The organism is Novosphingobium sp. 550D (assembly GCF_057401885.1).
On the sequence record NZ_CM171613.1, the window covers coordinates 22961 to 45118 of the forward strand.

The window sequence follows — 22158 nt, forward strand, 5'->3', positions numbered from 1 at the left end:
TGGATATGTCAAAATTACTGGTTCAGGGCACCGGATCATAGCCGTGCCCGCCCCAAGGATGGCAGCGCAATAGACGCTTCACCGTCAACCATCCACCCTTAATCGCGCCATGTTTTTGCAAGGCTTCGATCGCATAGGCCGAGCAGGATGGCGAATAGCGGCAGGTGGGCGGCATCATCGCGGATGGTCCCCATTGCCACAGGCGGGCGATGAAGATCAGCACATATTTCACGCGGCAGGCTTCCGGGGTCCTTTGCCGCGGCCAAAGGGTTTTCCGCCCTTGGGACCGCGGGGCGCATCGCCCTTGCCCGATCTGGCGCGATCCAGCGCGACCAGCAATTCCTTGCGCAACAAGGCAAAATCGCGCTCCACTCCGCCCTCGCGACCGATCAGGACATAGTCATGCCCCGCCAATCCATGTTCAGGCAGAAGTTCGCGCACCAAGGCACGAAAGCGGCGCTTCATCCGGTTGCGGACGACGGCATTGCCGATCTTTTTCGTGACCGTGATGCCAAAGCGCAAACCCGCGCCATCATTGGGCCGGGCCAGCAGGACAAAGCCGGGCCGCGCCACGCGCAAACCCTTATTCGCCGCCAGAAAATCGGAACGTTTGGTCAGAACGCGCAGCTTGGCAAGCACGGCGCCTATCTCAGGCAACGCGATGCCTTCAGGATACGCACAAGGGGCCGAAGGCAAGGCCTCCGACCCCTTTGCACTATCTGTCACGATGTTTTCGCCTGCCACCGAATCAGCCCCGGCAATCAAGCGAACCGGCCCGGCGCGGGGATTGCTCCCCACCGGGCCAGATCATCAGGCCGACAGATTCTTGCGCCCGCGCGCACGGCGGGCACGCAGCACCTTGCGGCCACCAACCGTGGCGGTGCGGGCGCGGAAGCCGTGACGACGGGCGCGGACGAGCCGGCTGGGCTGGAAAGTGCGCTTCATGGTCTAAACCCTCAAAATATGCTCGGCGCTGTGCAGCGCGGATAAAACGGTCCACCCCACCGATCCCGATGAGGCGTGAAGCGGCGCCACTATGGGAAGTGAGCCCCTGAGTCAAGGGATTCGCGTTGTGTCCCATCATGACATTTCCGCCCCGGCGCTTTTCCCCTCGACAAGCCTGTCTTTACGCACAAATACTTGATCAGGGAAAGTCACATGGGGGTTCATAGCATGGTCGCGCTGGTCCAGACAGTCGCCTATCTGGGGCTTGAAGCGCGCGCGGTCGAGGTGCAGTGCCAATTGGCCCCCGGTCTGCCCGGCTTTACGGTCGTCGGCCTGCCTGACAAGGCGGTCAATGAAAGCCGCCAGCGGGTTCAGGCCGCGCTGACCGCGATGGGCCTGGCGCTGCCGCCCAAGCGGATCACGATCAATATGTCGCCCGCCGATCTGCCCAAGGAAGGGTCGCATTACGACCTGCCCATTGCCTTGGCGCTGCTGGCCGCGATGGGGGTGACGGATGGCGAGCAATTGGGCGATTTCCTCGCCGTTGGGGAATTGTCGCTGGATGGGCGGATCGCCGCCTCGCCCGGCGTGCTGCTGGCCGCGCTCCACGCCAGCGAGCGGGAATTGGGCCTGATCTGTCCGGCAGCGCAAGGTGCCGAAGCCAGTTGGGCCGCCGGCGTCCCCGTCATCGCCCCACCCGATCTGGCCAGCCTTCTGGCCCACCTTAAAGGCACGCAGGCCCTTTCGCCCCCCGCCCCCGGCCAAAGCACGCCAAGCGTGCCGGGCCCCGATCTGCGACAGGTCAAAGGGCAGGAGACCGCACGCCGAGCGCTGGAAATCGCAGCCGCGGGTGGACACAATCTGCTGATGGTCGGACCACCGGGAGCGGGCAAATCGCTGATGGCGGCCTGTTTGCCCGGCATCCTGCCCGACCTGACCCCGGCCGAGGCGCTGGAGGTTTCGATGATCGCCTCGGTCGCCGGAACGTTGGAAGGAGGGCGCATCAGCCGCGCCCGCCCCTTCCGCAGCCCGCACCATTCCGCCAGCATGGCCGCCATGACCGGCGGCGGATTGCGCGTCCGTCCGGGCGAGGTCTCGATGGCGCATCTGGGCGTCCTGTTCCTTGACGAACTGCCCGAATTTCAACGCGCCGTCCTCGATTCGCTGCGTCAACCGCTGGAAAGCGGCGAAGTGACCGTGGCCCGCGCCAATGCGCATGTAACCTTTCCCGCGCGGGTGCAATTGATAGCGGCGATGAACCCATGCCGTTGCGGCCATCTGGGCGATCCGGGGCTGGCCTGTTCACGCGCGCCCCGATGTGCGGGGGATTATCAAAGCAAGGTTTCCGGGCCGCTGCTGGACCGCATTGACCTGCATGTCGAAGTGGAGGCGGTGCGTGCCATCGATCTGGCGCAGGCATCCGTGGCCGAGAGCAGCGCGCAGGTCGCCGCGCGGGTCCATTCGGCCCGCCAGCGGCAAACCGCGCGCCTGAAAGGAACCATGATGCGCAGCAATGCCGATCTGGACGGCGAAACGCTCGACCGCTTTGCCACGCCCGACAGCGATGGCATGAAATTGCTGATCCGCGCTGCCGAAGCGATGAACCTGACGGCGCGCGGATACACACGCATTCGTCGTGTTGCGCGCACCATTGCCGATCTGGCGGGGGCGGAAACCGTGTCGCGCGCCCATGTCGCCGAGGCGCTTTCCTATCGCCGCCAACCGCCACGGGCATAGGTCGAGATTAAAGCTTGGTTATATGTGATTTCACTATTGGAAGCGGTTGCAACGCCAGATATCCCAGATTAATAGCGGATTAACGTCGCCAAATTGGGGAAAGTCAGCAAACATATGAAACCATTTGGTTTAATTCGCTGCCTCATATTGCCACATGCCCCGAATCGTCGCAAAGTGCGGCGAACCGACAGTCACCAATATATTGGTAATTGCGTGCATTGCGGCGCGCCTATCAAACGGATCAAACGTGACAAGTGGGGACGCGATTGGGCGCGTACATTCGGACTTGGCGGCAAAAGCCATGCGCCGGACACACCGCTGGACGATGAGATTTGATCAAGGCGCGGCTGGCGCCGGGGCTACTCGGCGCACGCTGATGACCTTGACCGGTTGGGCCAGCATCTGACCTTTCATAAAGCCTTCGCCCGCATCCGGATCGATGGGTTGATCCCAGATCTGGCGCACGACATCCATGCCCGACACCACATGGCCAAAGGCGGCATAGCCCGCCTGCCCCTCTGGATCGGTGGATTGCGGGTTGGCGTCCAGCCCTTCGATATCGGACAACAGGATCGAAAAGTCCCCGGTTGCCGTGCCCGGCGCCAGACGCGCCAGCGAAATCGCACCCGCCTTGTGCAGCACGCCGGTCTGGCTGGTCGGCTCATGGGCGATGGGCGGGAAAGTCTTGCGCGGATCACCCCGCACGCCCGCCTGAATCAGGCCATTGGGCTGCTCACCCCATTTGAGATGCATCGCCCGGTAAAACACGATCCCGTCAAAGCGCTTATTATCGACATAGCGCATGAAATTGGCCGTGCTGATCGGCGCATGTTTGCCATCCAGTTCCAGCGTGATCGTGCCAAGATCCGTGACCATCGCCACAGTTTCAGTGTCATGCAAAGGCTGGGGCGGCACTTCCTTGACCACCGCGGGCTTTGGCGGGGCCTTGCGCACGGGGGCGGCATAGGCTGGCGTGGCGATCAGGGCGGCGGCAAGGGCGAATCGGAGCAGCATGGGCGCAGGTTAAAGGGGGATAGATGCGAGGGTCTAGACCCTCGCGCTCCCTTTACTGTCTTTGTTGCGCATGAAGTTCAGCGTTTTATGCCCGACCCAACGTTCGAATTTTAAAGCCTACGGCGCCCATCCAAGCGCCCCATCCGCGCCCCAGGCTATCAATCCAATGGGCATGGCACCAAGCTCATAGCCCGCCCCCCATAAAGGGATTGCAAAGGGCCCCCGCCCTTTGCCCGCCGGCGGCAAAACCTTACAACAACCCCCGCGCCTTCAAATCCGCCTCCAACGCCTCTGCGCCATCAACGAAATGATGCACATGCCAACCCAGCGCGCGGGCGGCGGCAATATTGTCGGCATTGTCGTCGATGAAGAACATCTCTTCGGGCGCATGGCCAAAACGCCGCGCGGCCAGTTCAAAGATCGCCGCATCGGGCTTGATCATGCGTTCGTGCCCCGACACCACGATATCGCGGAAATGGTCAAGCACCGGGAACGTCGGCCGGAACATCGTCCATGCATCCACGCCGAAATTGGTAATCGAATAGAGCGGCACCCCCCGCGCATCCAGCGCCCTCACAATATCATGCGTACCATCAATCGGCCCCGGCACGCATTCCAGCCAGCGCGGCGCATAAAGTTCGATCAGCTCACGCTCTTGGGGATATTGCGCCGACAGTTCGGCAATCATCTGGGCAAAGGGTACGCCCGCGTCATGCTGGGCATGCCATTCCTCGCTCACCACCTCGCGCAGGAACCATTCGAGGCGATCGGCATCCTCGATCAGCTTTTCATAAAGCCCCGCGATTCGCCATTTCACCAGAACGCGGCCGATATCGAACACCACCACATGGGGCTGCTTGTCGCTCATTCCATTCCTCCGATTCGCGTGCCCGATTCGCATTGCTGCAACCATCCGGGCGTCCAGACGCAGCAAGCCCGCCATCGCGCTGGGCGGTGGCGGGCTTGCAAGCTTACCCGTGGAAGGCGGGGTAAAACCCCCGGCCAACCGCGCATCAATTAGCCCTGACGAGCCTTGAAACGCTTTTGGGTCTTGTTGATGACATAGGTGCGGCCGCGGCGACGGATCACGCGGTTATCCCGGTGACGGTCCTTCAGCGACTTGAGGCTGTTACGAATCTTCATGACAAATCCCTTTGCCCGAACCGACCGGGCCGAAAATTGAACCGCGCCGATAGGCTGCGCTTGTGGCAAAGTCAACCTTCGCCGCGAATTTCCGTCAGCTTACGCTCCCAGGCGACGGCATGACCGACAATAAGGTCAAGATCAGCATATTGCGGCACCCATGGCACGGTGGCCTTGATACGCGCATTGTCCGAAATCAGCGAATCGGGGTCGCCCGCACGGCGCGAACCCAACACCCGGTTGATCTTCATATTGGTCACCCGGTCGACCGCATCCAGAACATCCAGCACCGAAAACCCGCGCCCATAGCCCGCATTCATGGTCAACGAGCGCTCCGGCTGCTCCATCAACGCCTCCAGCGCCAGAACATGCGCATTGGCCAGATCCGAGACATGGATATAGTCGCGTACGCCCGTACCGTCAGGCGTGTCAAAATCGGTGCCGAACACGCCCACGCTCTCGCGCTTGCCCAGCGCCGCCTCGACCGCCACCTTGATCAGATGGGTCGCGCCCGCCGTGCTTTGCCCGGTGCGCCCCTTGGGATCCGCCCCCGCCACGTTGAAATAACGCAGCGCGCAATAGTTGATCGGATGGGCCGCCGCCACGTCCTTGAGCATGATTTCCGTCATCAGCTTGGACATGCCATAGGGGTTGATCGGATTTTTCGGCGTATCCTCATTCACCGCCGCCACATCGGGAATGCCATAGGTGGCCGCGGTCGAGCTGAAGATGAAGTGCCTGACCCCGCCCTTGACCGCCGCCTCGATCAAGGCGCGGCTTTTGGCGGTGTTATTGTGATAATATTTCAAAGGGTTTTCCACCGATTCGGGCACAACGACCGAACCGGCAAAATGCATGATCGCGCCAATTTTCTGCTCATCAATAATGCGGGCCATCAAACCCGCATCCTCAATATCGCCCTGATAAAAGGGAACGCCATCGGGCACCGCGAAACGAAAACCGGTGACCAGATTGTCGATAACAACGACATCCCACCCCGCATCTTTCAGCGCGAGTACCGCATGGCTGCCAATATAACCCGCCCCGCCAGTGACAAGAACGGGAAGTTTGCTGATCTTTGCGTCTGTCATGAATGATGTCTCTAGCACGATCATATGGAGAGTAGATGAAATTCTACGCCATTTTCATCGGAAATCTCTGGCGAAAATGGACATGGGTCGCGTCCGGGTTCATCAACGCGCAATCTGCGATAGCCTAGCCTCTGGCCCAAGGGGCACAGGTTCAATCGCAATTGCTGCACGCCGAATTGCTACAAAGGTCGCACCATCCATGAAGCCGATCCATTCTGGAAAATTTCCTGCTGCCCTGCTTGCTGTCACGGCTCTTGTCTCTGCGGCCAACCCCGCCATGGCCCAACCCGGTTGGGGCGGCATGGGCGGATATGGCGGCTGGGGCGGTTACGGCGGCGGTTTTGGCGGCGCATCGCGATTGCAAACCCCGCGCGATGATCGCGAAGGCCGGGTCGATTCGGAACGTTTTCTGGCCGATGGCGCAATCCCGCAACTGGGCCACGGGCGAATCACCTTGCGCACGATGCCCGGCACCACCGCGTCCGACCGCGAACAGGCGACATTCGAGGCCGCCGTCGTCGATCAACTGGCCAAGGCCGGTTATGACACCACCGGCCCCGATGGTGACGGCGGACAGATCGTGGAAATCACCGTGATCCGCGACCAGCTTGAAGCCGCCGAGGAAAAACGCAGCCCCATTTCGGGCAGCGCGACCATGGGCGTGTCCAATCGCGGATCGATGATGGGCCTTGCCCTTGCCTATGACGGGACAAAGCCGCGCGGCGCGCTGATCATGACCAATATGGAAATCCGCATCCGCGACCGCGCCTCGGGCAAGGCGCTTTATGAAGCCCGCGCCCGCATCGCCACGCGTGAAGGCACCAAGGCGGCCAGCGATGATGCCGTTTCGGTCCGCCTTGCCGGGGCGCTGTTTGAACGCTTCCCCTCGTCATCAATCGCGGCGCGCTGATATAGGTACTTGCATCGGGCCACACATGGGGCCACCACCGGCCCCATGATGCGCCTTTTCAAGACTCTTGGCCCCCTGATGCTGGTATCGACCGGACTGCTTTCGGGATGCGCGGTTCCGGTCGGCCCGGTGGAGGTTTCACGCTTTCACGTCGCCGATGTTTCGCCCCTTGGGCGCGGCACGATTGCGGTCGTGCCGGGCGCAGGCGCCGATGGGTCCAGCCTGGAATGGCAATCCTATCAAACCGCCGTCGAAAGTCAGTTGACCGGGCTTGGCTATACGATTGCCCCCGCCGACAGCGCGGGCCAGATCGCCGCGATCCGGTTGGTACGCAGCACATTTGACCCGTCCGCCGGACGCAGCCCCGTGGGCGTCAGTGTGGGTGCCGCGGGCAGCAACTACGGCACCGCAGGCGGCATTGGCATCACCATCCCCATCCGCACCGGATCAAGCCAGCGCACCGCCACCGACTTGATCGCCGTGATCCGCGACCGCGCCACGGACAAGGCCCTGTGGGAAGGCCGCGCCAGCTTTACCGTTTCCAGCACATCGCCTCTGGCCCAGACCCAACTGGCCGCGCCCAAACTGGCGCAGGCGCTGTTTTCCGGATTTCCCGGCCAATCGGGCGAAACCGTCCGCGTTCCCTAGAGTATAGACCATGAGCCAATTTCCCATCCACATCGACACCGCCTTTGATTCGGGCAACATCAACGTGCTGTCCATCGAGGGCGCAGAGGCCAAGTTGGCCATCCACCGCGATGCGCACAGCGACTTTTTCCAATGGTTCCACTTTCGAGTGTCGGGCGTGGCGGGGCGCGAATTGGTGCTGCGCATCACCGGATTGAACGCGGCGGCCTATCCCGGTGGCTGGGCCGACTATCAGGCGCGTTTTTCCGAGGACCGCGATTACTGGGGCCTTGCCCAGACCTCGTGGGACGCCACGGCTGACAATGGCACTTTGACCATCACCCATACGCCCGATGGGGAAATCTGCTGGTTCGCCTATTTCGCGCCCTATTCGATGGAACGCCACCACGACCTGATCGCGCAAGTGGCGGGCGAACCGGGCGTCATCTATCGCCGCCTTGGCACCAGCCTTGATGGACAGCCCATCGATTGCCTGACCATGGGCGAAGGGCCGGTGCAGATCTGGCTTCAGGCGCGCCAGCATCCGGGCGAAACCATGGCGGAATGGTGGATGGAAGGGGCGCTTGACGCGCTGACCGATCCGGCCAGTCCGCATGGGCGTTTGTTGCGCCAAAAGGCGACCGTGCATGTCGTGCCCAACGCCAATCCCGATGGTTCGCGCCGTGGCCATTTGCGCACCAATGCGGCGGGGGTGAACCTCAACCGTGAATGGCACGAACCCACCCCGGAACGCAGCCCCGAGGTTCTGGCCATCCGCAACGCGATGGATGAAACCGGCGTGGCACTGTGCCTTGACGTGCATGGGGATGAGGCGATCCCGCATGTCTTTATCGCCGGCTTCGAAGGCATCCCCTCGATCACCGAGGCGCAGCTTGCCTCCTATCACCGCTATCTGGCCATTCTGGACAAGCAGACGCCCGATTTTCAGACCCGCATGGGCTATCCCATTGCGCCTGCGGGGCGGGCCAATCTGACCATGGCCACCAACCAGATTGCCGAGCGTTACGGCGCGGTGGCCATGACGCTGGAAATGCCGTTCAAGGACCACAATGACCTGCCCTGCCCCGATCAGGGGTGGAGCGCGGAACGCAGCGCCCAGCTTGGCCGCGATTGCATCGCCGCGCTGGCGCAATGGGTTATGGGCTGATCTATTCGGCCGCGCTTTTATTCGGCCTCGATGGCGGCTTCTGCCGATTGCCAGAAGGCATGCAGAACCGCCATCGCCTGTTTGCGCAATGGCGCGGGCAGGCCATCCATCAGCGCGGTTTCATAGCCGTCGATCACGGACAGAACCTGCGTATGCAGCGCCTCACCCTCGGCGCTGAGATAAAGCCCCTGCGAACGGCCATCGACGCGCTGGCGATCGATCAGGCCGCGCCCTTCGAGCCGCGAGACGATGGGCACCATATTGGCCCGTTGAATATCCAGTATCCGCCCCGCCTCGCTCTGCGTAATGCCCGGTTGCCCGGCCAGCAGCATCAGCAAACTGGCGTCGACATGGCGCAGCGACAGCGCCGAAAGACGCCGGTTAAGCCCGGCCAGCGCCGCAGAGGAAGCCCGGCGCAGCACATAGCCGGGAAGATTTGCCAAAGGATCATTCATAACCCCAAGTGGTGAAGCCCGCGCGCCAATATGGCAAGAGGGGCAATGAACAATAATCGGTTTGATGTTTGAAATGCGACCTTGGTGGCGATTGCAATGCCGCCCAATAATGCTATAACTGATAACAGAAATAGACGAGAGGGATGCATGGATATCACCGCCACCATCGCGCGCCATCTGGCCATCAGCCCCGGCTGGAACGAACTTTTGGCCACCAGCGAATCCTGCGCGCAGGCCAGCGAGGATATGATCGCCGAAGTGCTTGCCTCGGCGGGCCGGTTTGCCACGGAACGTCTTGCGCCCCTCAATGCCGCGGCCGATGTGACGGGATGCAAATTGATCGATGGCCGCGTGATCACCGTGCCCGAACACAAGGCCGCATGGAGCGAATTTTGCGAAGGTGGCTGGCTGATGCTGGACGCATCGCCGGAAATTGGCGGGATGGGATTGCCAACCGCGCTGGGCAATGCGGTGCAGGAAATGATGGACCGCCATTGCCCCGCCTTTGGCATGATGCCCGTGCCCAGCCGGGCGGGTGCGCGATTGATCCACGCCTTTGCCGATGATGATGTGCGCGAGGCATGGTTGCCGGGGCTGATTGATGGCACCATCGGCGCGACCATCTGTATTTCCGAACCCGATGCGGGCAGCGATGTCCGCCGCCTGCGCACGCGGGGCGAACAGCAGCCCGACGGATCATGGCGGATCACCGGCGAAAAATGCTGGATCAGCTTTGGCGATCAGGATCTGACCGGCGCGATTGCCCATCTCCTGCTGGCCAAGACCGCGCCGGAGGGACAGGCCCCCAGCCCCAAGGACCCGATCAGCCTATTCCTCGTCCCCTCGGTCGAACATGGGACGCGCGCGCCCATCGTGGTGCGCCGCATTGAGGAGAAGCTGGGCCTCCACGCCTCGCCCACCTGCGTCATGGGCTTTGAAGGGGCGCCCGCCTATCTGTTGGGTCAGGCGGGGCGCGGTTTGCCGCAGCTCTTTGTCATGATTACCAATATGCGTTTGGCCACCGGGGTCATGGGCCTTGCCGTGGCCAGCCGCGCCACCGAAATCGCCTATGGCTATGCGGCAGAGCGGCGGCAGGGCGGCAATGGGCCGCAGCCTGTCACCATCCATGACCATGCCGATGTGCGTGCGCAATTGCTCTCGCTGTCGGCGCGGGTTGAACCTTTGCGCGGGCTGATCTTTGCCACGGCCAATGCCGCCGATCTGGCGCGCTTTACCGATGATGCGGCGGTGCGGGCGCATAATGAGGCGCTGGCCGGGTGGCTGTTGCCCATCGTAAAAACGCTGGGCGGCGAGACGGGCTTTGGCGTGGCATCGGACGCGATACAGGTGCTGGGCGGCGCAGGATACACCCGCGAATGGCCGGTCGAGCAGGGCTTGCGCGATGCCCGCGTCCTCACCGTGTTTGAAGGCACCACCGGCATGCAGGCACAGGACATCACCCTGCGCCGCCTGCGCGCACCGGGCGCGGCGGGATACCATGCGTTTTTGCAGGCCGCGCAGGAAGATGCCGCCCGCATCGACCACGCCGGTTTCAACGAGGCGCTCTCCACCTTCACCGCCACCGCCGATGCGCTGATCGCCGCCGATCCGGCGGTGGCCGAAGCAGGCTCTACGCCCTTCCTGACGCTGGCGGGGATTGTGGCCACCGGGTGGATCGCGGCGCGCCTGATCGCGGCGGAAGGGGGCGATCCTTTGTCGCGCCAATTGGCGGCGGCGGGGCGCTATGCACTGGGCGATATTGCACCGCGCGCAGCCTTGGCGGCGGCGCAGGTGTTGATGGCATCCGAGCGGATTGCCGGGTTTGAGGTGATGGTGGAGGTTTGAAGTTTGAAGTTTGCCTCCGGCGGGCAAAGGGCGGCCGCCCTTTGCAATCCCGTTAATGGGGTGTGGCGGCGATGCATTCGCCCCTATGTTTGAAAGCTTGCGGCGCGGATAGGTCTGGGTAATCCGCGCCGCAGGCTTTAAATTTCAAACGGCGCGCCCGACAACAACCGCCGAACCATACGCGCAACACGGACAGTAACGGGAGCGCGAGGGTCTAGACCCTCGCATCTTAACCCTTCCTCACTCATGCAACCGCGTCAGCAGCTCAATCAACACCGCCACTTCGCGAGGCGTATATCGCGATTTCAACCATTCCTCATGCGCGCGAATGGCTTCTTTGGCGGTCGCCAGCATCGCCTTGCCATCCGGGGTCAGGTTCAGCGTCTGCTTTCGCCCGTCGGTGTCCGACTTGCCGCGCTGCAAAAGATCACGCGCCTCAAGCCGATTGACGATGGCCATGGTCGTGGCCCGGTCCATACGCATCCGCTGGGCAAGGCCGGTTTGCGCGATGCCGGGATGGTCATCGACCAGCCACAGCACCGAGACCTGTTTCTGCGTCAGGTCCAGTTCGGCAAAGGTTTCGGTAAAGTGGCGATAGACCGCGCCATGGGCAAGCCGCAAGTGAAAGCCCACAATATCGCGGATTTCGCCAATATCGTCGGCATCCTCCCCCGGCGGGGTGGTTATCACCAGCGTTTCCTTGCCTTTTGCCATGCCGCTGCGCTTGCCCCCTGAACTGCCCACATGTCGCATCAGTGACGGGGCCTTGCGATTTACGCAAGGCCCCCAAGGTCACAGTTTGAACCAGCGCCGCGCGTTATCCTCAAAGAACTTCTTCTTTGTGGCAAAGGGCATGGCCATATTGTCCATCGCCACCACTTCGCACGCTTCGTACTGATAGGGATAGTCCATCGCATACATCACGCGATCCTCGCCCATCACTTCCTGCGCGAATTTGATGGCCGGTTCCCATGCCATGCCCGAATTGGTGATCAGGACGTTGCTGCGCATATATTCGGCAATGGTCTTGTTCAGCGGTTTCAGGCGTTCATACCGCTTTGACCGTACGCCTGCCTGATGCATGTAATCAAGACGATAGAGCCAGTAGGGCAGCGCCTCTCCCATATGGCCCACCATGATTTGCAGCGTGGGATAACGGTCAAAAATGCCGGTGGTGATCAGACGCAACAGATGCATCCCCGTTTCCACGCCAAAGCCGAAGACCGCGCCATCCAGCCCAGCCTCCAGCACCGGCCCGATCATGCTGTCGGGCAAAGTGGCGGGGTGGATATAAAGCGGCTGATCCACCTCGACCAAGGCGCGGAAGATTGGATCGAATTGCGGCTCGTCCAGATAGTGTCCCTGCGTATGGCTGTTGATCTGGCACCCTTTGAAGCCCCATTCGCGCGCACCGCGACGGATTTCATCAGCCGACCATTCCGGGTCCTGCGGTGCCACCGCCGTCATGCCGACAAAACGCGTTGGATATTTCGCACAGGCATCGGCCAGCAATTCATTGGACCGCCGCGCCACACCCTTGGCTTCTTCGACGTCCAGGATCGGCTGCACCCCCGGACTGGTCAGCGCCAGAATGGCCACATCGATCCCGGTCGCATCCATATCGGCAATCCGCCGCTCGCCCAAATCGACCAGTCGTTCCATGATCTCTGTCGCGCGCGGCGAAGGGCTTTGCGCGTAAAAGCCCCAAAGGCTGACCATGCCCTTGTCCGCCGTGCCGTCGCGGATCATGCGCAGAAACACATCGACCTGCTCGCGCGTGGCAAAGGCTTCCTCGGTGGCGATACGCAAGTATCCGCGTTCGCCCCCGGTACGCAGAGGGTGGAGATAGTCACTCATGCTGGGCTGTTCCTCTTTCCCGACAGCCCGGCGATTGTTAGCGATTGATGGTGAGTGCCAGGCTGATAATGTGATTCATCCGGTCGGCCCGCGCGTCGCGCGCAATATATTGGCCCATATATCCGGTTTCGATGGCAAAGCCGCGCGCCACCGGCACGGCCAGACCGCCAAACAGACGCAATTGGTCGAAGCCCGCTTTCTGGCCCCATGTGGTCTTGTTGAAGGCAAAGAACGGTTCGGCCGTCGCCACCAAAGCAAATCCCTTGCCGATGGGCAGCGCCCCGCGGATCTGTTGACGCATGCGCCAGCCCACCTCGCCCGAACCTTCGACAAAGCGTTCCTCGATACGGGTGCGCCCGGTGATCACACCGTTCTTGCCCGCGTCCAGAATGCTGAAATTGGCCTGTTGAAACAGGCGGTGTTCGTCCAGCACCTTGGCCCCCAGATTGTCGGTGCGGACATAGGCATAGCCGCCAAACACGCTGGTCTTGGGATTGATGCGATAGCCGATGGCCTGACGCAGCAGGATTTGCCCTGCGCGGCTGTGAGTGTCGGTGATCCGCGCCTGATAATCGAAATTGACTACGGCGCGCCCGCCAAGGCCCACCATCCCATGCACGGCGGCCCATGTCTGCGCATCCTCTTCGGCGGCATGGGCAACAGGCGCCACCATCAACAAGGGCAAGGACAGCAACAGACGCTTCATGGCAAAATCTCGCAGAAAGGGGGAGGCCTTTACAGCCCCCTCCCCTCTTGGCGGCGGCATGGCGCAGGCTCATGCCGATTACCGTGCCGATTTTGCTCAACTGTTGCTGGACCATGACAAAGGGCTACTATCCTTCGTGGACGGCCTTGGTGACCAGACACGCAGCCAGACCTTCCGGCCCGTCCTCGGCGCCGTGGCCCGACCATTTGACCCCGCCAAAAGGCGAATCCGCCGCGCCGATGGCCACCGTATTGATCCCCACCATCCCGGCCTCCAGTTCACGCGCCAGACGCTTTTGCCGCGCCGCATCCTGTGTCCAGCAATAGGCGGCCAGACCATAGGGCAGCCGGTTGGCCTCCGCGATCATCGCCTCCTCGCCCGACATCGGGTTGATGATGGCGACGGGGCCAAAGGGTTCTTCATTCATGATGCGCGCACTGAGCGACACTTCGGAAATCACCGTGGGTTCAAAGAAGAAGCCCTGATTGCCGATCCGCTTGCCACCGGCGTCCAGCTTGGCGCCCGCAGCCACCGCATCCTTGACCAAAGCCTCGATCGCTTCGGGGCGGCGGGCATTGGCCATCGGCCCCATGCGATTGCCCTCGTCCATGCCGTCGCCCACGGTGATCGCCTTGGCGCGCGCGGCAAAGCCATCGCGGAAGCGTTCGAACACGCTTTCCTCGACAAGGAAGCGCGTGGGGCTGACGCAGACTTGCCCGGCGTTGCGATATTTGTGGCCCACGGCAATATCCAGAACGCGGTCAATATCCGCATCGGCAAAGACCAGCACCGGCCCATGCCCGCCCAGCTCCATCGTCGTGCGGATGCAATTGTCCGCCGCCAGTTTCGCCAGATGTTTGCCCACCACCGTCGATCCGGTGAAGGACAATTTGCGGATGACCGGGCTGGCCAGCAGGTGACGGCTCACCTCATCAGGCACGCCAAACACCACCTGCGCCACCTGCGGCGGCAGGCCCGCGTCAAGCAAGGCCTGAAGCACGGCCAGCGCCGAGGCCGGGGTTTCCTCGGCCGGTTTCATAATCACGCTGCAACCCGCGGCAATCGGCGCGCCCAATTTGCGCCCCGGATTGCCGATGGGGAAATTCCACGGCGCAAAGGCCGCCACCGGGCCGACCGGCTCATAGGTCACGGTCGAGCGCATGCCATCCGGGCGCGGCAGGGTGCGGCCATAGACGCGCTGTGTCTCGCCCGCATAGAAATTGAACAGGCCCGCCACCATCATCACCTCGATGCGGGTTTCGGCGATGGTCTTGCCCTGCTCCAACGTGGCGGCGCGGGCGATTTCTTCCTGACGCTGAACCAGAAGGCCCGCGGCACCTGCCAGAACCGCCGCGCGCTGCATCGGCGTTGACTTGCGCCAGATCCTGAAACCTTCGTCGGCCACGGCCAGCGCGCGGTCGAGATCGGCGGCGTCGGCCAAAGGCAATTTCCCGATCACCGCGCCTGTGGCCGGGTTCAGCACATCATGGGTGCGGCGGTGGGCAATACCCACCTTCTCGCCGCCAATCACCATGGAGAGTTCAGGATAAGTCATTGCGTTTCCTTGTCGAGCAGAGCCAGCGCGTCGGCATAGGGCCGGATCGCGCGGCTGATGATGTAAGCCGCCGCAGGGCTGAGCAACACCCCGGAAAGCACCAGAGATTTCCACACATCGGCGTCATGGCCAAACACATGGTCGGTGAAAAAGCCGATCATGAACGGCCCGACCGCGCCCACGGCGGTGAACATCATCAGGTAAAGGCCCGTCACCTGCCCGCGCATCTGGTTGGGGGTGATTTCCTGAATGACCAGATTTTGCGGCACGGCCGATGCGATGCCCAACATGCCCGACAGCATCGAACAGGTCAGCGCCAGCCATGGGCTGGGCATCATCGGACCGATGATGGCCAAGGGGGCGGCAAGGCTGAAACAGATGGTGACGGCGCGCACATTGGCATCCCGATACCGCCGCGCCAGCAATTTGATCAGCATCGGCCCCAAGAGCAGTCCGGCAATTTGCCCGGCCAGCATGAACATCGGCGCACGGCTGGCAATTTCCATCTCGGTCCAACCATAGGTGCGCTTGTAAAAGGGCACCATCCACGCAGGGGCCGCCATCGCGTGCGCCGCCGAAAAGCCAAGCCCCAGGAACAACGGCCCATAGACCGCACGGCGGCGCCAGATTTCCGACATGACCGCGCGGATCGGCAGAGGCTTGCCCCCTTCGATCACGCCCCGGCGCGGAGGTTCGGGCACCATCAGCAGCAGCGCACAAGCCAAAACGCCCGGCAGCGCCAGCATCATCAGCACATATTTCCACCCATGCAGGGTCGTGCCCATGAAAGGCGTTTCGGGCAGGCTCATCGCCAGCGCGAGCAATTTGCCCGCGATGACAAGGCCGATCGTGCTGCCCCCGATAAAGCCCAGTTGCAGCACGGCAAAGGGCCAGCGCCGCTTTTCGGGCGGAAAGAAATCGGCCAGCATCGAATAGGACCCCGGCGCATGCGCCCCGCCGCCCGCGCCCACCAGCATCCGGGTAAAGGCCAGAGCGGCAAAAGTGCTGGTAAACCCGCCCGCCGCGTTGAGCAGCGCGATCAGCAAAGCGCCGATGGCCAGCACATATTTGCGCGGAAAAATGTCGGCGCAGCGTGAAAGCGGCAGCATCACCACCATATAGAACACGACATTCACCGGACCCTGCAACAGGCCGATGGCGGTGTTCGACAGGCCGAACTCGGCCTTGATCTGTTCGATCAGCAGGCCAAAGGCCGCCGAGTCGAAGAAGTTCAGAAACGTGGCAAAGATGATGACGCCCAGCGCGAACCAAGCCGCACCCGCGCTGGGCCATGGTTCATCGCGCGCGGCCACGGCCAGATGATGCGCAGACGCTTCGCCCGCATCCACACCATGATTGAGTTCGGCGGCCATATCCGGCCCGCTCATCGAAACTGCCATATGCACCTCTCCCGTGCCTGCCCCCGATTGGCGGAGGGCGTTTTCGCGCTGGATCTTTACAGCGCATGTTTTGTATGTGTTAGATACAAAGCATAGCGCGCCGCTTGGCAAGCCCCAATCGGCATGGACGCGATAAAAATTGCGTGGGCGAGAGGATGTAAGCGATGATTGATTTTGCGGGACGCACCGCCTTTGTCACCGGCGGCGCGAATGGTGTGGGGCTGGGGCTGGTGCGGGCACTGCTGGCGCGGGGATGCCGGGTGGCGATTGCCGATATTCGTGAGGAATCCATCGCATCGGCGCTCGCCACACTGGACAATGCCGAGGTCATGGGCGTGCAGGTCGATGTATCGAGCCGCGAGGCGATGGCCGCCGCCGCCGATGAGGTCGAGGCGCGCTTTGGCCCCGTCTCGCTCTTGTTCAACAATGCGGGCATCAACCTGTTTCAAACCATCGAGGATTCAAGCTGGTCCGATTGGGACTGGGTGATGGGGGTAAACCTGCATGGGGTCATCAATGGCGTGATGACATTTGTACCGCGCATGATCGCGGCGGGGAACGGAGGCTATATCGTCAACACAGCCAGCATGGCCGGGTGGCTGGCCGCAGGCGCGCCGGGGATTTACAACACCACCAAATTCGCGGTGCGCGGCATGTCAGAATCTTTGCGCTACAGTCTGGCCAAACATGGCATTGGCGTGTCGATCCTGTGTCCGGGCCTCGTCAAATCCTATATCTATGCCAGCGACGATGTACGCCCCGCCGCGTTGATGGAGGGCGCCAAACCCGTCGATCATGCCGCCGTCGAAAGGCTGGCCGGCGCGCATCAGGCCGGGATGGAACCCGACGTGATCGCCGCCCGCGTGATCGAGGGCATGGAGGACAATCGCGCCTATATCTTCAGCCACCCCGAATTCCGCGAGGAAGTGGCCGAATTGTTCGAGGAATATCTGGCCGATTTCCGCGACTATCCCGCCGATCCGGGTTTTGAACAGCGCATCGGATTCGAAAAATTCCGGCGCGAGCGGTATAAAGAAGCCCGCGAAGCAGCACGGAAGGCGGTATGATCCTCGCTCTTGACCATGTGAACATCATCACGGCGGATCTGGACGGGTCCGCCCGGTTTTACGCGCAGGTCTTTGGGCTGGAGCGGCGCGACGGGCCGCCGCCGTTGACGCCGCATACCGGGCAATGGATGTATGATGCATCGGGCCGCGCGGTGATCCATCTCAACAGTCTGGATGCGCCGCGCGCCTATGACCGCGATGTGGCGCCGGGGCCTACGGGCGCGCTGCATCATGTGGCGCTAAGCTGCCGAGGCCATGATGCGATGGCCGCAAGGCTGGAGGCGGCGAATTGCGATTATCAGCGCAATTTCGTCGCGGCGATTGGCCTGCGCCAGATCTTTGTGCGCGATCCCCATGAGGTCCTGTTTGAATTGAATTTCTTTGGTGATTAGGCCCCCAGCAGGATCTTTACCACCTGCTCGCGCTGGCCATTCATCACGTCGTGGCCGCAATCGGCCTCGTGATATTCCCATGCGGCATCATCTTTGACGCGGGCGGCAAATTTGGGGAAAGGTGAAGGCTTCCAGCCCGTGGCCAGCACGTAGATGCGGCGCGCAATCTTGGCTTCCTCGCCGGTGAAACGCACGCCTTCCAGCATCGTCAGCAGCGGATGGCGCGAGAGCTTGCGCCCCTCCTCGCCGATGATCGGTGCGACAAGGCCGGGGGTGAATTTCTGCGTGTCGATATAGTGGCGATGCTCATACTCGCTGGTGATGTCCCAAAGCGACTGGCCATCCTCGGGCAAAAACGCATCGAGATAGGCCATCGTGTCGATCCGCCCGCCCAGTCGCGTGGCCGTGCCGGTAATCACCATGCCGCCATAGGAATGGCCGACCAGCACGAAACGGTCAAAACCAGCCTGTTCCACCGCCGCACACACATCGTCGATGTGATCCGAAAGGGTAATGCCGGGATGCAATTCGCCGCGACGCTCTCCAAGACCGCGCAGTTCCACCACCACCGCCCGGTGGCCCGCCGCGCGCAGATCCGCCGCCAGCCCCTGATGCGACCAACCGCCGGCCCATGCGCCATGTACCAGAACATAGTCGGTCATTGTGGGGGCTCTCCTGTTTTGTTTTTATTTGGAAAGGAAGGATGCGAGGGTCTAGACCCTCGCGCTCCCGTTACTGTCTTTGTTGCGCTAAAGGCTCGGCCAAGGTGCCAAGAACGCAACGTCGCAGAATTAAAGCCTGCGGCGCCTTTCAGCACAAGGCTGCCGCGCCGCAGGCTTTAAAATATTAGCCCCCCGACGAACAACCCACAACCCCATTCATGGGATTGCAAAGGGACCGAGTCCCTTTGCCCGCCGGAGGCATCAAAAGGCCAAATCAGGCCGTAACCGTCGTGCGCCAGCCTTCGGCATAGTTTTCACGCGCCACGCGGCTGTAGGGCACCGGCGAGACGATGCAACGCACCGAAAGCTGCTTGTGGGGTTCGACGGTGGTCTTGCGGGTGCCGCCGTTTTCTTCGCCCCAGATCACGTTCAACTCGGTGCCGACCGGGATGGCGGGGTCAATGGTGGCCAACGAGAGCGCCTGCTTTTCGTTGTACGAGAAGCCGGTGAACATCGAGAGGCCCACGGTCTTGCCATCGGCGTCAACCACGCGGTCATAGTTCGACGAGGCATAGTTGGCCAGCGGCACGTCGAAGAACTTGTAGGCTTCGCCGTCCGGGTTGAACATGGATGCCATGATCTTGGCCATGTCTTCCGGATGCCAGGCCAGCGTCACCTTCTTGCGCTGCTCGGCGGGGTTCAGCTTTTCGAGAGCCTCGCGACCGTGGAATTCATGGTCGAACTTGACGAACGAGCCATAGCCCAGTTCCCACGGGTTGAGGTAATAGTCCTCGATATTGTCCGAAACGAACGAACCGCCGATCGAACCGGTGGCTTCATACGAATCGGCGCCCAGCCATTCGCGGAAACCCTTCATCTTTTCGCCGGTGTAGATCGCGGGCAGCGGCGAGGGAATCCAGCCCGATTCCAGCGTGTTCGACGGATAGGCGCGGCTACCGCAAGCGATCAGGCCGAATTCCTTACCCGCTTCGAGGATAGCGGCGCGGATTTCTTCCTGCTCGGCATAGGGGCCCCAGATTTCAAGGCCCGGCGCACCCGACATGCCGTGGCGCAGCGTGCGCACGGTCTTGCCCGCGATGTTCATCGTCGACATGTTGAAGAACTTGAGCTGTTCAAGCGGACCGCCATGCAGCTTTTCGATCACGTTCCAAGCCTGCGGGCCCTGAATCTGGAAGCGCCATTCCTTGCGCGTCACAGGCTTGCCCATCGGGCGCATCGGCGAACGGTCGTCCAGCTCGATTTCGCAATCATAGCCGCCGGTCGCAGCGTGATAGCGCAGCCAGTTCGAAGCGGGCGCACGGCCGACATAGGTGAAGCTCTGCTCTTCTTCCCAGAAGATGATGCCGTCGCCGATCACATGGCCATAGGGCGTGGTCGGAACGTATTGCTTCGCCTTGTTGACGGTCCAGCCCTTAGAGCTGTTGATCATCGTGTCGGACAGCAGCTTGTGCGCGTCCTTGCCACGGATATAGAGGTTCACCATGTGGTGCGACTGATCGAACAGAACAGCCGAATGCTGCCATGCCCACTGTTCCGAACGCCAGTTGGAAAATTCCGGGGCGACCACGGGATAGACATAGGCGCCAAGCTGCGAATTGCGCAGCATGTCAACGATATTGTCGGTGCCAGCCAGCACCTGTTCAAGATTTTGAGCGGCCATGGTGGTTCCTCTCTCCTAAAAGGTTTGTTTGCTCTTGCCCCTTTGGCATAGCAAATTTTGTAAGCTACACAAACGAAATTGTGTATGCCGCAAACGATCTCTGTTGTGGGATGTTGCGCAACAATTGTCCGATTATCGAGCGTGGCCTGTCCAGGTGCGAAGCCCCGGCGCCGTGCGATCCTCTCCCGCCAAGGCCCGCGCCACCGCCGGGCGCGCCGTCATCCGGTCACGCCATTCCACCAAACGCGGACAACGCTTGGCAATTTCCATATCCGGAAACATGCGTTCGACCATCATTCCGCAATGGCTGTAAAAATTGATGTCGGCCAAGGTGTAGGCATCCCCGGCGATCCAGGCTGTCTCGCCCAGTTGGCGCTCAACCTTGTCCACCGCATATTCGATTTTCGTGGTGGCATTGGCCAGATCGCTTTGCGAAAAACCGCTGCGCGCCGTGGCCCATTTCTTGCGCTGATCGGGCAAGGGGATGCTTTCAAGCAATTTCTCAAACTCGCCCGATTCGATGTTGCGCGCAATGATGCCCACCATCCGGTGCCAGCCGTGCATCGAAACAAAATTCATCACATGCTCGTCCACGAACTTGTTCCAATAACGCATCCGCGCCGCCGCCACCGGATCGCGCGGGCGCAGCGGGCCGCTGTCGGGCTGATCGTGGGGGAAAACGTCTTCGAGATATTCGTTGATGACCGTGGTGTGGGTGATGATCGCGCCGTCATGGTCGAGCACCGGCACCTGACCCTCGGGGTTGATGGCGGTGAACCACGGCTGATGCTGCTCGAACTTGTGCAGATCGACATAGACGCTTTCCCAATCCAGCCCCTTTTCGATCAGGGGAATCATGGATTTGAGGGAATTGGCCGCCGGTTCGGCATGGTAATATTTCAACGCCATCGCTCTCTCCTTCTTTGGCGTCTTCCTCTCAGATCAAACCGAGCAGGCGCGCCGCATTATCCTTCATGATGCCCGGCAGGATCTCCTCGCGGAATCCAACGCCGCGCGCTGCGTCCAGCCATTTGTCGGGGTGGATCAGCGGGAAATCGCTGCCGAACAGCATCTTGTTGCGCAGTTGCGTGTTGGCGTACTGGATGATCTGGGGCGCGAAATATTTGGGGCTCCAGCCCGACAGATCGATGTAAACATTGGTTTTGTGCAGCGCCATCGACAGGCTCTCATCCACCCAAGGCCATGACGGATGGGCCAGAATGATCTTCATATCGGGAAAATCGACCGCCACATCATCCACCAGCATCGGCTGACCATATTTCAGCCGCACGCCCCCGCCGCCGCGCATCCCCGTGCCCATGCCCGAATGGCCGGTGTGGAAAATCGCGGGCAATTTATAGTGGTTGATGATCTCGTAAATCGGATAGGCCATCTGGTCTGCGGGCGCGCAGCCCTGCATGATATGGTGGAATTTGAAACCCTTGACCCCGCAATTCTCCACCAGATCGCGCGCCTCCCGCGCCCCCATGCGGCCCTTGTGCGGGTCGATGCTGGCAAAGGGGATGCAGATGTCATCATGCTTGGCCGCAAATTCGGCGATCTCGAAATTGGAAACCCGCTTGGCCCCGATATGGCTCTCGCAATCGACCGTGAACAGGCAAAAGGCAATCTGCGCCTCGCGATAGATCTCGACAATCTCGGGCATCTTGGGCCGTTCACGCGGGGCCTTGAAATAAGCGCTGGCCGCGTCGAAAAACTGGCCCATCACCGGGTCTTCCGGGTCGTGGCACGATACTTCGGCATGCACATGCACATCGATGGCTCGGATTTTGGTAAGGTCGATGGGCATGGTTTATCCAAGATGTCAGGGGGAAGGATGCGAGGGCCTAAACCCTCGCGCTCCCGTTACTGATTTTGTGGCGTCATGGGTTCGGCCCGACGC

24 protein-coding genes are annotated in these 22158 nt (G+C 61.6%); 7 read left to right on the forward strand and 17 right to left on the reverse strand.

Translation table 11 applies throughout. From position 1 onward, the window contains the following. Positions 1 to 22: 22 nt before the first annotated feature. From yidD to rpmH, 3 genes are all read right to left on the reverse strand, one after another. Positions 23 to 232 carry a membrane protein insertion efficiency factor YidD gene (yidD, locus tag AC2S2E_RS00095; protein ID WP_168605015.1) on the reverse strand — a complete coding sequence of 70 codons (210 nt, stop codon included), beginning with the start codon at positions 230 to 232 and terminating at the stop codon, positions 23 to 25. Further along, positions 229 to 657, reverse strand: a complete 429-nt coding sequence (gene rnpA / locus AC2S2E_RS00100; protein WP_486523294.1) for a ribonuclease P protein component — start codon at positions 655 to 657, stop codon at positions 229 to 231. Before rnpA ends, yidD begins: the two co-directional genes overlap by 4 nt. Before the next feature lie 153 nt (positions 658 to 810). Then, positions 811 to 945 carry a 50S ribosomal protein L34 gene (gene rpmH, locus AC2S2E_RS00105; RefSeq protein ID WP_018075531.1) on the reverse strand — a complete coding sequence of 45 codons (135 nt, stop codon included), beginning with the start codon at positions 943 to 945 and terminating at the stop codon, positions 811 to 813. A 228-nt stretch (positions 946 to 1173) separates the two neighbouring features. Between rpmH and AC2S2E_RS00110 the strand changes: the two genes are divergently transcribed. After that, positions 1174 to 2682, forward strand: coding sequence for a YifB family Mg chelatase-like AAA ATPase (locus AC2S2E_RS00110; protein WP_476105437.1), 1509 nt, complete (start codon positions 1174 to 1176; stop codon positions 2680 to 2682). A gap of 336 nt (positions 2683 to 3018) precedes the next feature. Here the strand turns inward: AC2S2E_RS00110 and AC2S2E_RS00115 are convergent, their stop codons facing one another. From AC2S2E_RS00115 to galE, 4 genes are all read right to left on the reverse strand, one after another. Continuing rightward, entirely contained in the window at positions 3019 to 3696 is a 678-nt protein-coding gene (locus AC2S2E_RS00115) for a peptidylprolyl isomerase (protein WP_486523295.1), read from the reverse strand. Positions 3697 to 3946: 250 nt separating this feature from the next. After that, on the reverse strand, positions 3947 to 4564 hold the full coding sequence (locus AC2S2E_RS00120; RefSeq protein ID WP_476105306.1) for an HAD family hydrolase: 618 nt from the start codon (positions 4562 to 4564) through the stop codon (positions 3947 to 3949). Positions 4565 to 4713: 149 nt separating this feature from the next. Continuing rightward, the gene (gene ykgO, locus AC2S2E_RS00125; RefSeq protein WP_054122357.1) at positions 4714 to 4839 is read right to left on the reverse strand and encodes a type B 50S ribosomal protein L36; all 126 of its coding nucleotides are present in this window, start codon (positions 4837 to 4839) and stop codon (positions 4714 to 4716) included. A 71-nt stretch (positions 4840 to 4910) separates the two neighbouring features. Next, positions 4911 to 5930: a UDP-glucose 4-epimerase GalE gene (gene galE, locus AC2S2E_RS00130; RefSeq protein WP_486523296.1), complete on the reverse strand. Its 1020-nt coding sequence runs from the start codon at positions 5928 to 5930 to the stop codon at positions 4911 to 4913. A gap of 277 nt (positions 5931 to 6207) precedes the next feature. Between galE and AC2S2E_RS00135 the strand changes: the two genes are divergently transcribed. Genes AC2S2E_RS00135 through AC2S2E_RS00145 form a run of 3 tightly spaced genes read left to right on the forward strand, consistent with a single transcriptional unit; the run spans position 6208 to position 8635 of the window. Further along, positions 6208 to 6840 (forward strand): DUF4136 domain-containing protein, encoded by a 633-nt coding sequence (locus AC2S2E_RS00135; protein ID WP_486523297.1) that lies wholly within the window; start codon positions 6208 to 6210, stop codon positions 6838 to 6840. Between the two features lie 45 nt (positions 6841 to 6885). Next, a complete protein-coding gene (locus AC2S2E_RS00140; RefSeq protein WP_486523298.1) occupies positions 6886 to 7488 on the forward strand; it encodes a DUF4136 domain-containing protein in 603 nt (200 codons plus the stop codon). 10 nt (positions 7489 to 7498) lie between these two features. Further along, on the forward strand, positions 7499 to 8635 hold the full coding sequence (locus AC2S2E_RS00145) for a M14 family metallopeptidase (protein ID WP_486523299.1): 1137 nt from the start codon (positions 7499 to 7501) through the stop codon (positions 8633 to 8635). 17 nt (positions 8636 to 8652) lie between these two features. Here the strand turns inward: AC2S2E_RS00145 and AC2S2E_RS00150 are convergent, their stop codons facing one another. Then, a complete protein-coding gene (locus tag AC2S2E_RS00150; RefSeq protein WP_486523300.1) occupies positions 8653 to 9090 on the reverse strand; it encodes a MarR family winged helix-turn-helix transcriptional regulator in 438 nt (145 codons plus the stop codon). A gap of 147 nt (positions 9091 to 9237) precedes the next feature. On the opposite strand from AC2S2E_RS00150, the gene AC2S2E_RS00155 reads away from it, so the two are divergent. Beyond that, positions 9238 to 10935: an acyl-CoA dehydrogenase family protein gene (locus AC2S2E_RS00155; protein ID WP_486523301.1), complete on the forward strand. Its 1698-nt coding sequence runs from the start codon at positions 9238 to 9240 to the stop codon at positions 10933 to 10935. 240 nt (positions 10936 to 11175) lie between these two features. On the opposite strand, the gene AC2S2E_RS00160 is transcribed toward AC2S2E_RS00155, so the two are convergent. The 5 genes from AC2S2E_RS00160 to AC2S2E_RS00180 form a co-directional block, all read right to left on the reverse strand. Next, positions 11176 to 11679: a Saro_0803 family transcriptional regulator gene (locus AC2S2E_RS00160; RefSeq protein ID WP_476105318.1), complete on the reverse strand. Its 504-nt coding sequence runs from the start codon at positions 11677 to 11679 to the stop codon at positions 11176 to 11178. Positions 11680 to 11727: 48 nt separating this feature from the next. Continuing rightward, positions 11728 to 12792, reverse strand: a complete 1065-nt coding sequence (locus AC2S2E_RS00165; protein WP_486523302.1) for an amidohydrolase family protein — start codon at positions 12790 to 12792, stop codon at positions 11728 to 11730. A 37-nt stretch (positions 12793 to 12829) separates the two neighbouring features. Continuing rightward, positions 12830 to 13498, reverse strand: a complete 669-nt coding sequence (locus AC2S2E_RS00170; protein ID WP_486523303.1) for a DUF2490 domain-containing protein — start codon at positions 13496 to 13498, stop codon at positions 12830 to 12832. 127 nt (positions 13499 to 13625) lie between these two features. After that, on the reverse strand, positions 13626 to 15053 hold the full coding sequence (locus tag AC2S2E_RS00175; protein ID WP_486523304.1) for an NAD-dependent succinate-semialdehyde dehydrogenase: 1428 nt from the start codon (positions 15051 to 15053) through the stop codon (positions 13626 to 13628). Then, positions 15050 to 16453 (reverse strand): MFS transporter, encoded by a 1404-nt coding sequence (locus tag AC2S2E_RS00180; RefSeq protein WP_476105324.1) that lies wholly within the window; start codon positions 16451 to 16453, stop codon positions 15050 to 15052. The genes AC2S2E_RS00175 and AC2S2E_RS00180 overlap by 4 nt, the downstream gene beginning before the upstream one ends. Positions 16454 to 16617: 164 nt before the next feature. On the opposite strand from AC2S2E_RS00180, the gene AC2S2E_RS00185 reads away from it, so the two are divergent. Both AC2S2E_RS00185 and AC2S2E_RS00190 read left to right on the forward strand, forming a co-directional pair. After that, positions 16618 to 17520 carry an SDR family NAD(P)-dependent oxidoreductase gene (locus tag AC2S2E_RS00185; RefSeq protein ID WP_486523306.1) on the forward strand — a complete coding sequence of 301 codons (903 nt, stop codon included), beginning with the start codon at positions 16618 to 16620 and terminating at the stop codon, positions 17518 to 17520. Then, entirely contained in the window at positions 17517 to 17912 is a 396-nt protein-coding gene (locus AC2S2E_RS00190; RefSeq protein WP_486523307.1) for a VOC family protein, read from the forward strand. Before AC2S2E_RS00185 ends, AC2S2E_RS00190 begins: the two co-directional genes overlap by 4 nt. Here the strand turns inward: AC2S2E_RS00190 and AC2S2E_RS00195 are convergent. The 4 genes from AC2S2E_RS00195 to AC2S2E_RS00210 form a co-directional block, all read right to left on the reverse strand. Further along, positions 17909 to 18574: an alpha/beta hydrolase gene (locus AC2S2E_RS00195; protein ID WP_476105328.1), complete on the reverse strand. Its 666-nt coding sequence runs from the start codon at positions 18572 to 18574 to the stop codon at positions 17909 to 17911. The genes AC2S2E_RS00190 and AC2S2E_RS00195 overlap by 4 nt on opposite strands. Before the next feature lie 274 nt (positions 18575 to 18848). Beyond that, a complete protein-coding gene (gene ligM / locus AC2S2E_RS00200) occupies positions 18849 to 20255 on the reverse strand; it encodes a vanillate/3-O-methylgallate O-demethylase (RefSeq protein ID WP_486523308.1) in 1407 nt (468 codons plus the stop codon). Positions 20256 to 20387: 132 nt separating this feature from the next. Then, positions 20388 to 21164, reverse strand: a complete 777-nt coding sequence (locus tag AC2S2E_RS00205; RefSeq protein ID WP_486523309.1) for a glutathione S-transferase family protein — start codon at positions 21162 to 21164, stop codon at positions 20388 to 20390. A gap of 28 nt (positions 21165 to 21192) precedes the next feature. Beyond that, the gene (locus tag AC2S2E_RS00210) at positions 21193 to 22065 is read right to left on the reverse strand and encodes an amidohydrolase family protein (RefSeq protein WP_486523310.1); all 873 of its coding nucleotides are present in this window, start codon (positions 22063 to 22065) and stop codon (positions 21193 to 21195) included. Positions 22066 to 22158: the final 93 nt, after the last annotated feature.

Excerpts from the sequence above, each read along its gene's own strand:
- rpmH (WP_018075531.1), bottom strand. The coding sequence starts at position 945 with ATGAAGCGCACTTTCCAGCCCAGCCGGCTCGTCCGCGCCCGTCGTCAC.
- AC2S2E_RS00110 (WP_476105437.1), top strand. The coding sequence starts at position 1,174 with ATGGTCGCGCTGGTCCAGACAGTCGCCTATCTGGGGCTTGAAGCGCGC.
- AC2S2E_RS00115 (WP_486523295.1), bottom strand. The coding sequence starts at position 3,696 with ATGCTGCTCCGATTCGCCCTTGCCGCCGCCCTGATCGCCACGCCAGCC.
- AC2S2E_RS00120 (WP_476105306.1), bottom strand. The coding sequence starts at position 4,564 with ATGAGCGACAAGCAGCCCCATGTGGTGGTGTTCGATATCGGCCGCGTT.
- ykgO (WP_054122357.1), bottom strand. The coding sequence starts at position 4,839 with ATGAAGATTCGTAACAGCCTCAAGTCGCTGAAGGACCGTCACCGGGAT.
- galE (WP_486523296.1), bottom strand. The coding sequence starts at position 5,930 with ATGACAGACGCAAAGATCAGCAAACTTCCCGTTCTTGTCACTGGCGGG.
- AC2S2E_RS00135 (WP_486523297.1), top strand. The coding sequence starts at position 6,208 with ATGGCCCAACCCGGTTGGGGCGGCATGGGCGGATATGGCGGCTGGGGC.
- AC2S2E_RS00140 (WP_486523298.1), top strand. The coding sequence starts at position 6,886 with ATGATGCGCCTTTTCAAGACTCTTGGCCCCCTGATGCTGGTATCGACC.
- AC2S2E_RS00145 (WP_486523299.1), top strand. The coding sequence starts at position 7,499 with ATGAGCCAATTTCCCATCCACATCGACACCGCCTTTGATTCGGGCAAC.
- AC2S2E_RS00150 (WP_486523300.1), bottom strand. The coding sequence starts at position 9,090 with ATGAATGATCCTTTGGCAAATCTTCCCGGCTATGTGCTGCGCCGGGCT.
- AC2S2E_RS00155 (WP_486523301.1), top strand. The coding sequence starts at position 9,238 with ATGGATATCACCGCCACCATCGCGCGCCATCTGGCCATCAGCCCCGGC.
- AC2S2E_RS00165 (WP_486523302.1), bottom strand. The coding sequence starts at position 12,792 with ATGAGTGACTATCTCCACCCTCTGCGTACCGGGGGCGAACGCGGATAC.
- AC2S2E_RS00170 (WP_486523303.1), bottom strand. The coding sequence starts at position 13,498 with ATGAAGCGTCTGTTGCTGTCCTTGCCCTTGTTGATGGTGGCGCCTGTT.
- AC2S2E_RS00175 (WP_486523304.1), bottom strand. The coding sequence starts at position 15,053 with ATGACTTATCCTGAACTCTCCATGGTGATTGGCGGCGAGAAGGTGGGT.
- AC2S2E_RS00180 (WP_476105324.1), bottom strand. The coding sequence starts at position 16,453 with ATGGCAGTTTCGATGAGCGGGCCGGATATGGCCGCCGAACTCAATCAT.
- AC2S2E_RS00185 (WP_486523306.1), top strand. The coding sequence starts at position 16,618 with ATGATTGATTTTGCGGGACGCACCGCCTTTGTCACCGGCGGCGCGAAT.
- AC2S2E_RS00190 (WP_486523307.1), top strand. The coding sequence starts at position 17,517 with ATGATCCTCGCTCTTGACCATGTGAACATCATCACGGCGGATCTGGAC.
- AC2S2E_RS00195 (WP_476105328.1), bottom strand. The coding sequence starts at position 18,574 with ATGACCGACTATGTTCTGGTACATGGCGCATGGGCCGGCGGTTGGTCG.
- ligM (WP_486523308.1), bottom strand. The coding sequence starts at position 20,255 with ATGGCCGCTCAAAATCTTGAACAGGTGCTGGCTGGCACCGACAATATC.
- AC2S2E_RS00205 (WP_486523309.1), bottom strand. The coding sequence starts at position 21,164 with ATGGCGTTGAAATATTACCATGCCGAACCGGCGGCCAATTCCCTCAAA.
- AC2S2E_RS00210 (WP_486523310.1), bottom strand. The coding sequence starts at position 22,065 with ATGCCCATCGACCTTACCAAAATCCGAGCCATCGATGTGCATGTGCAT.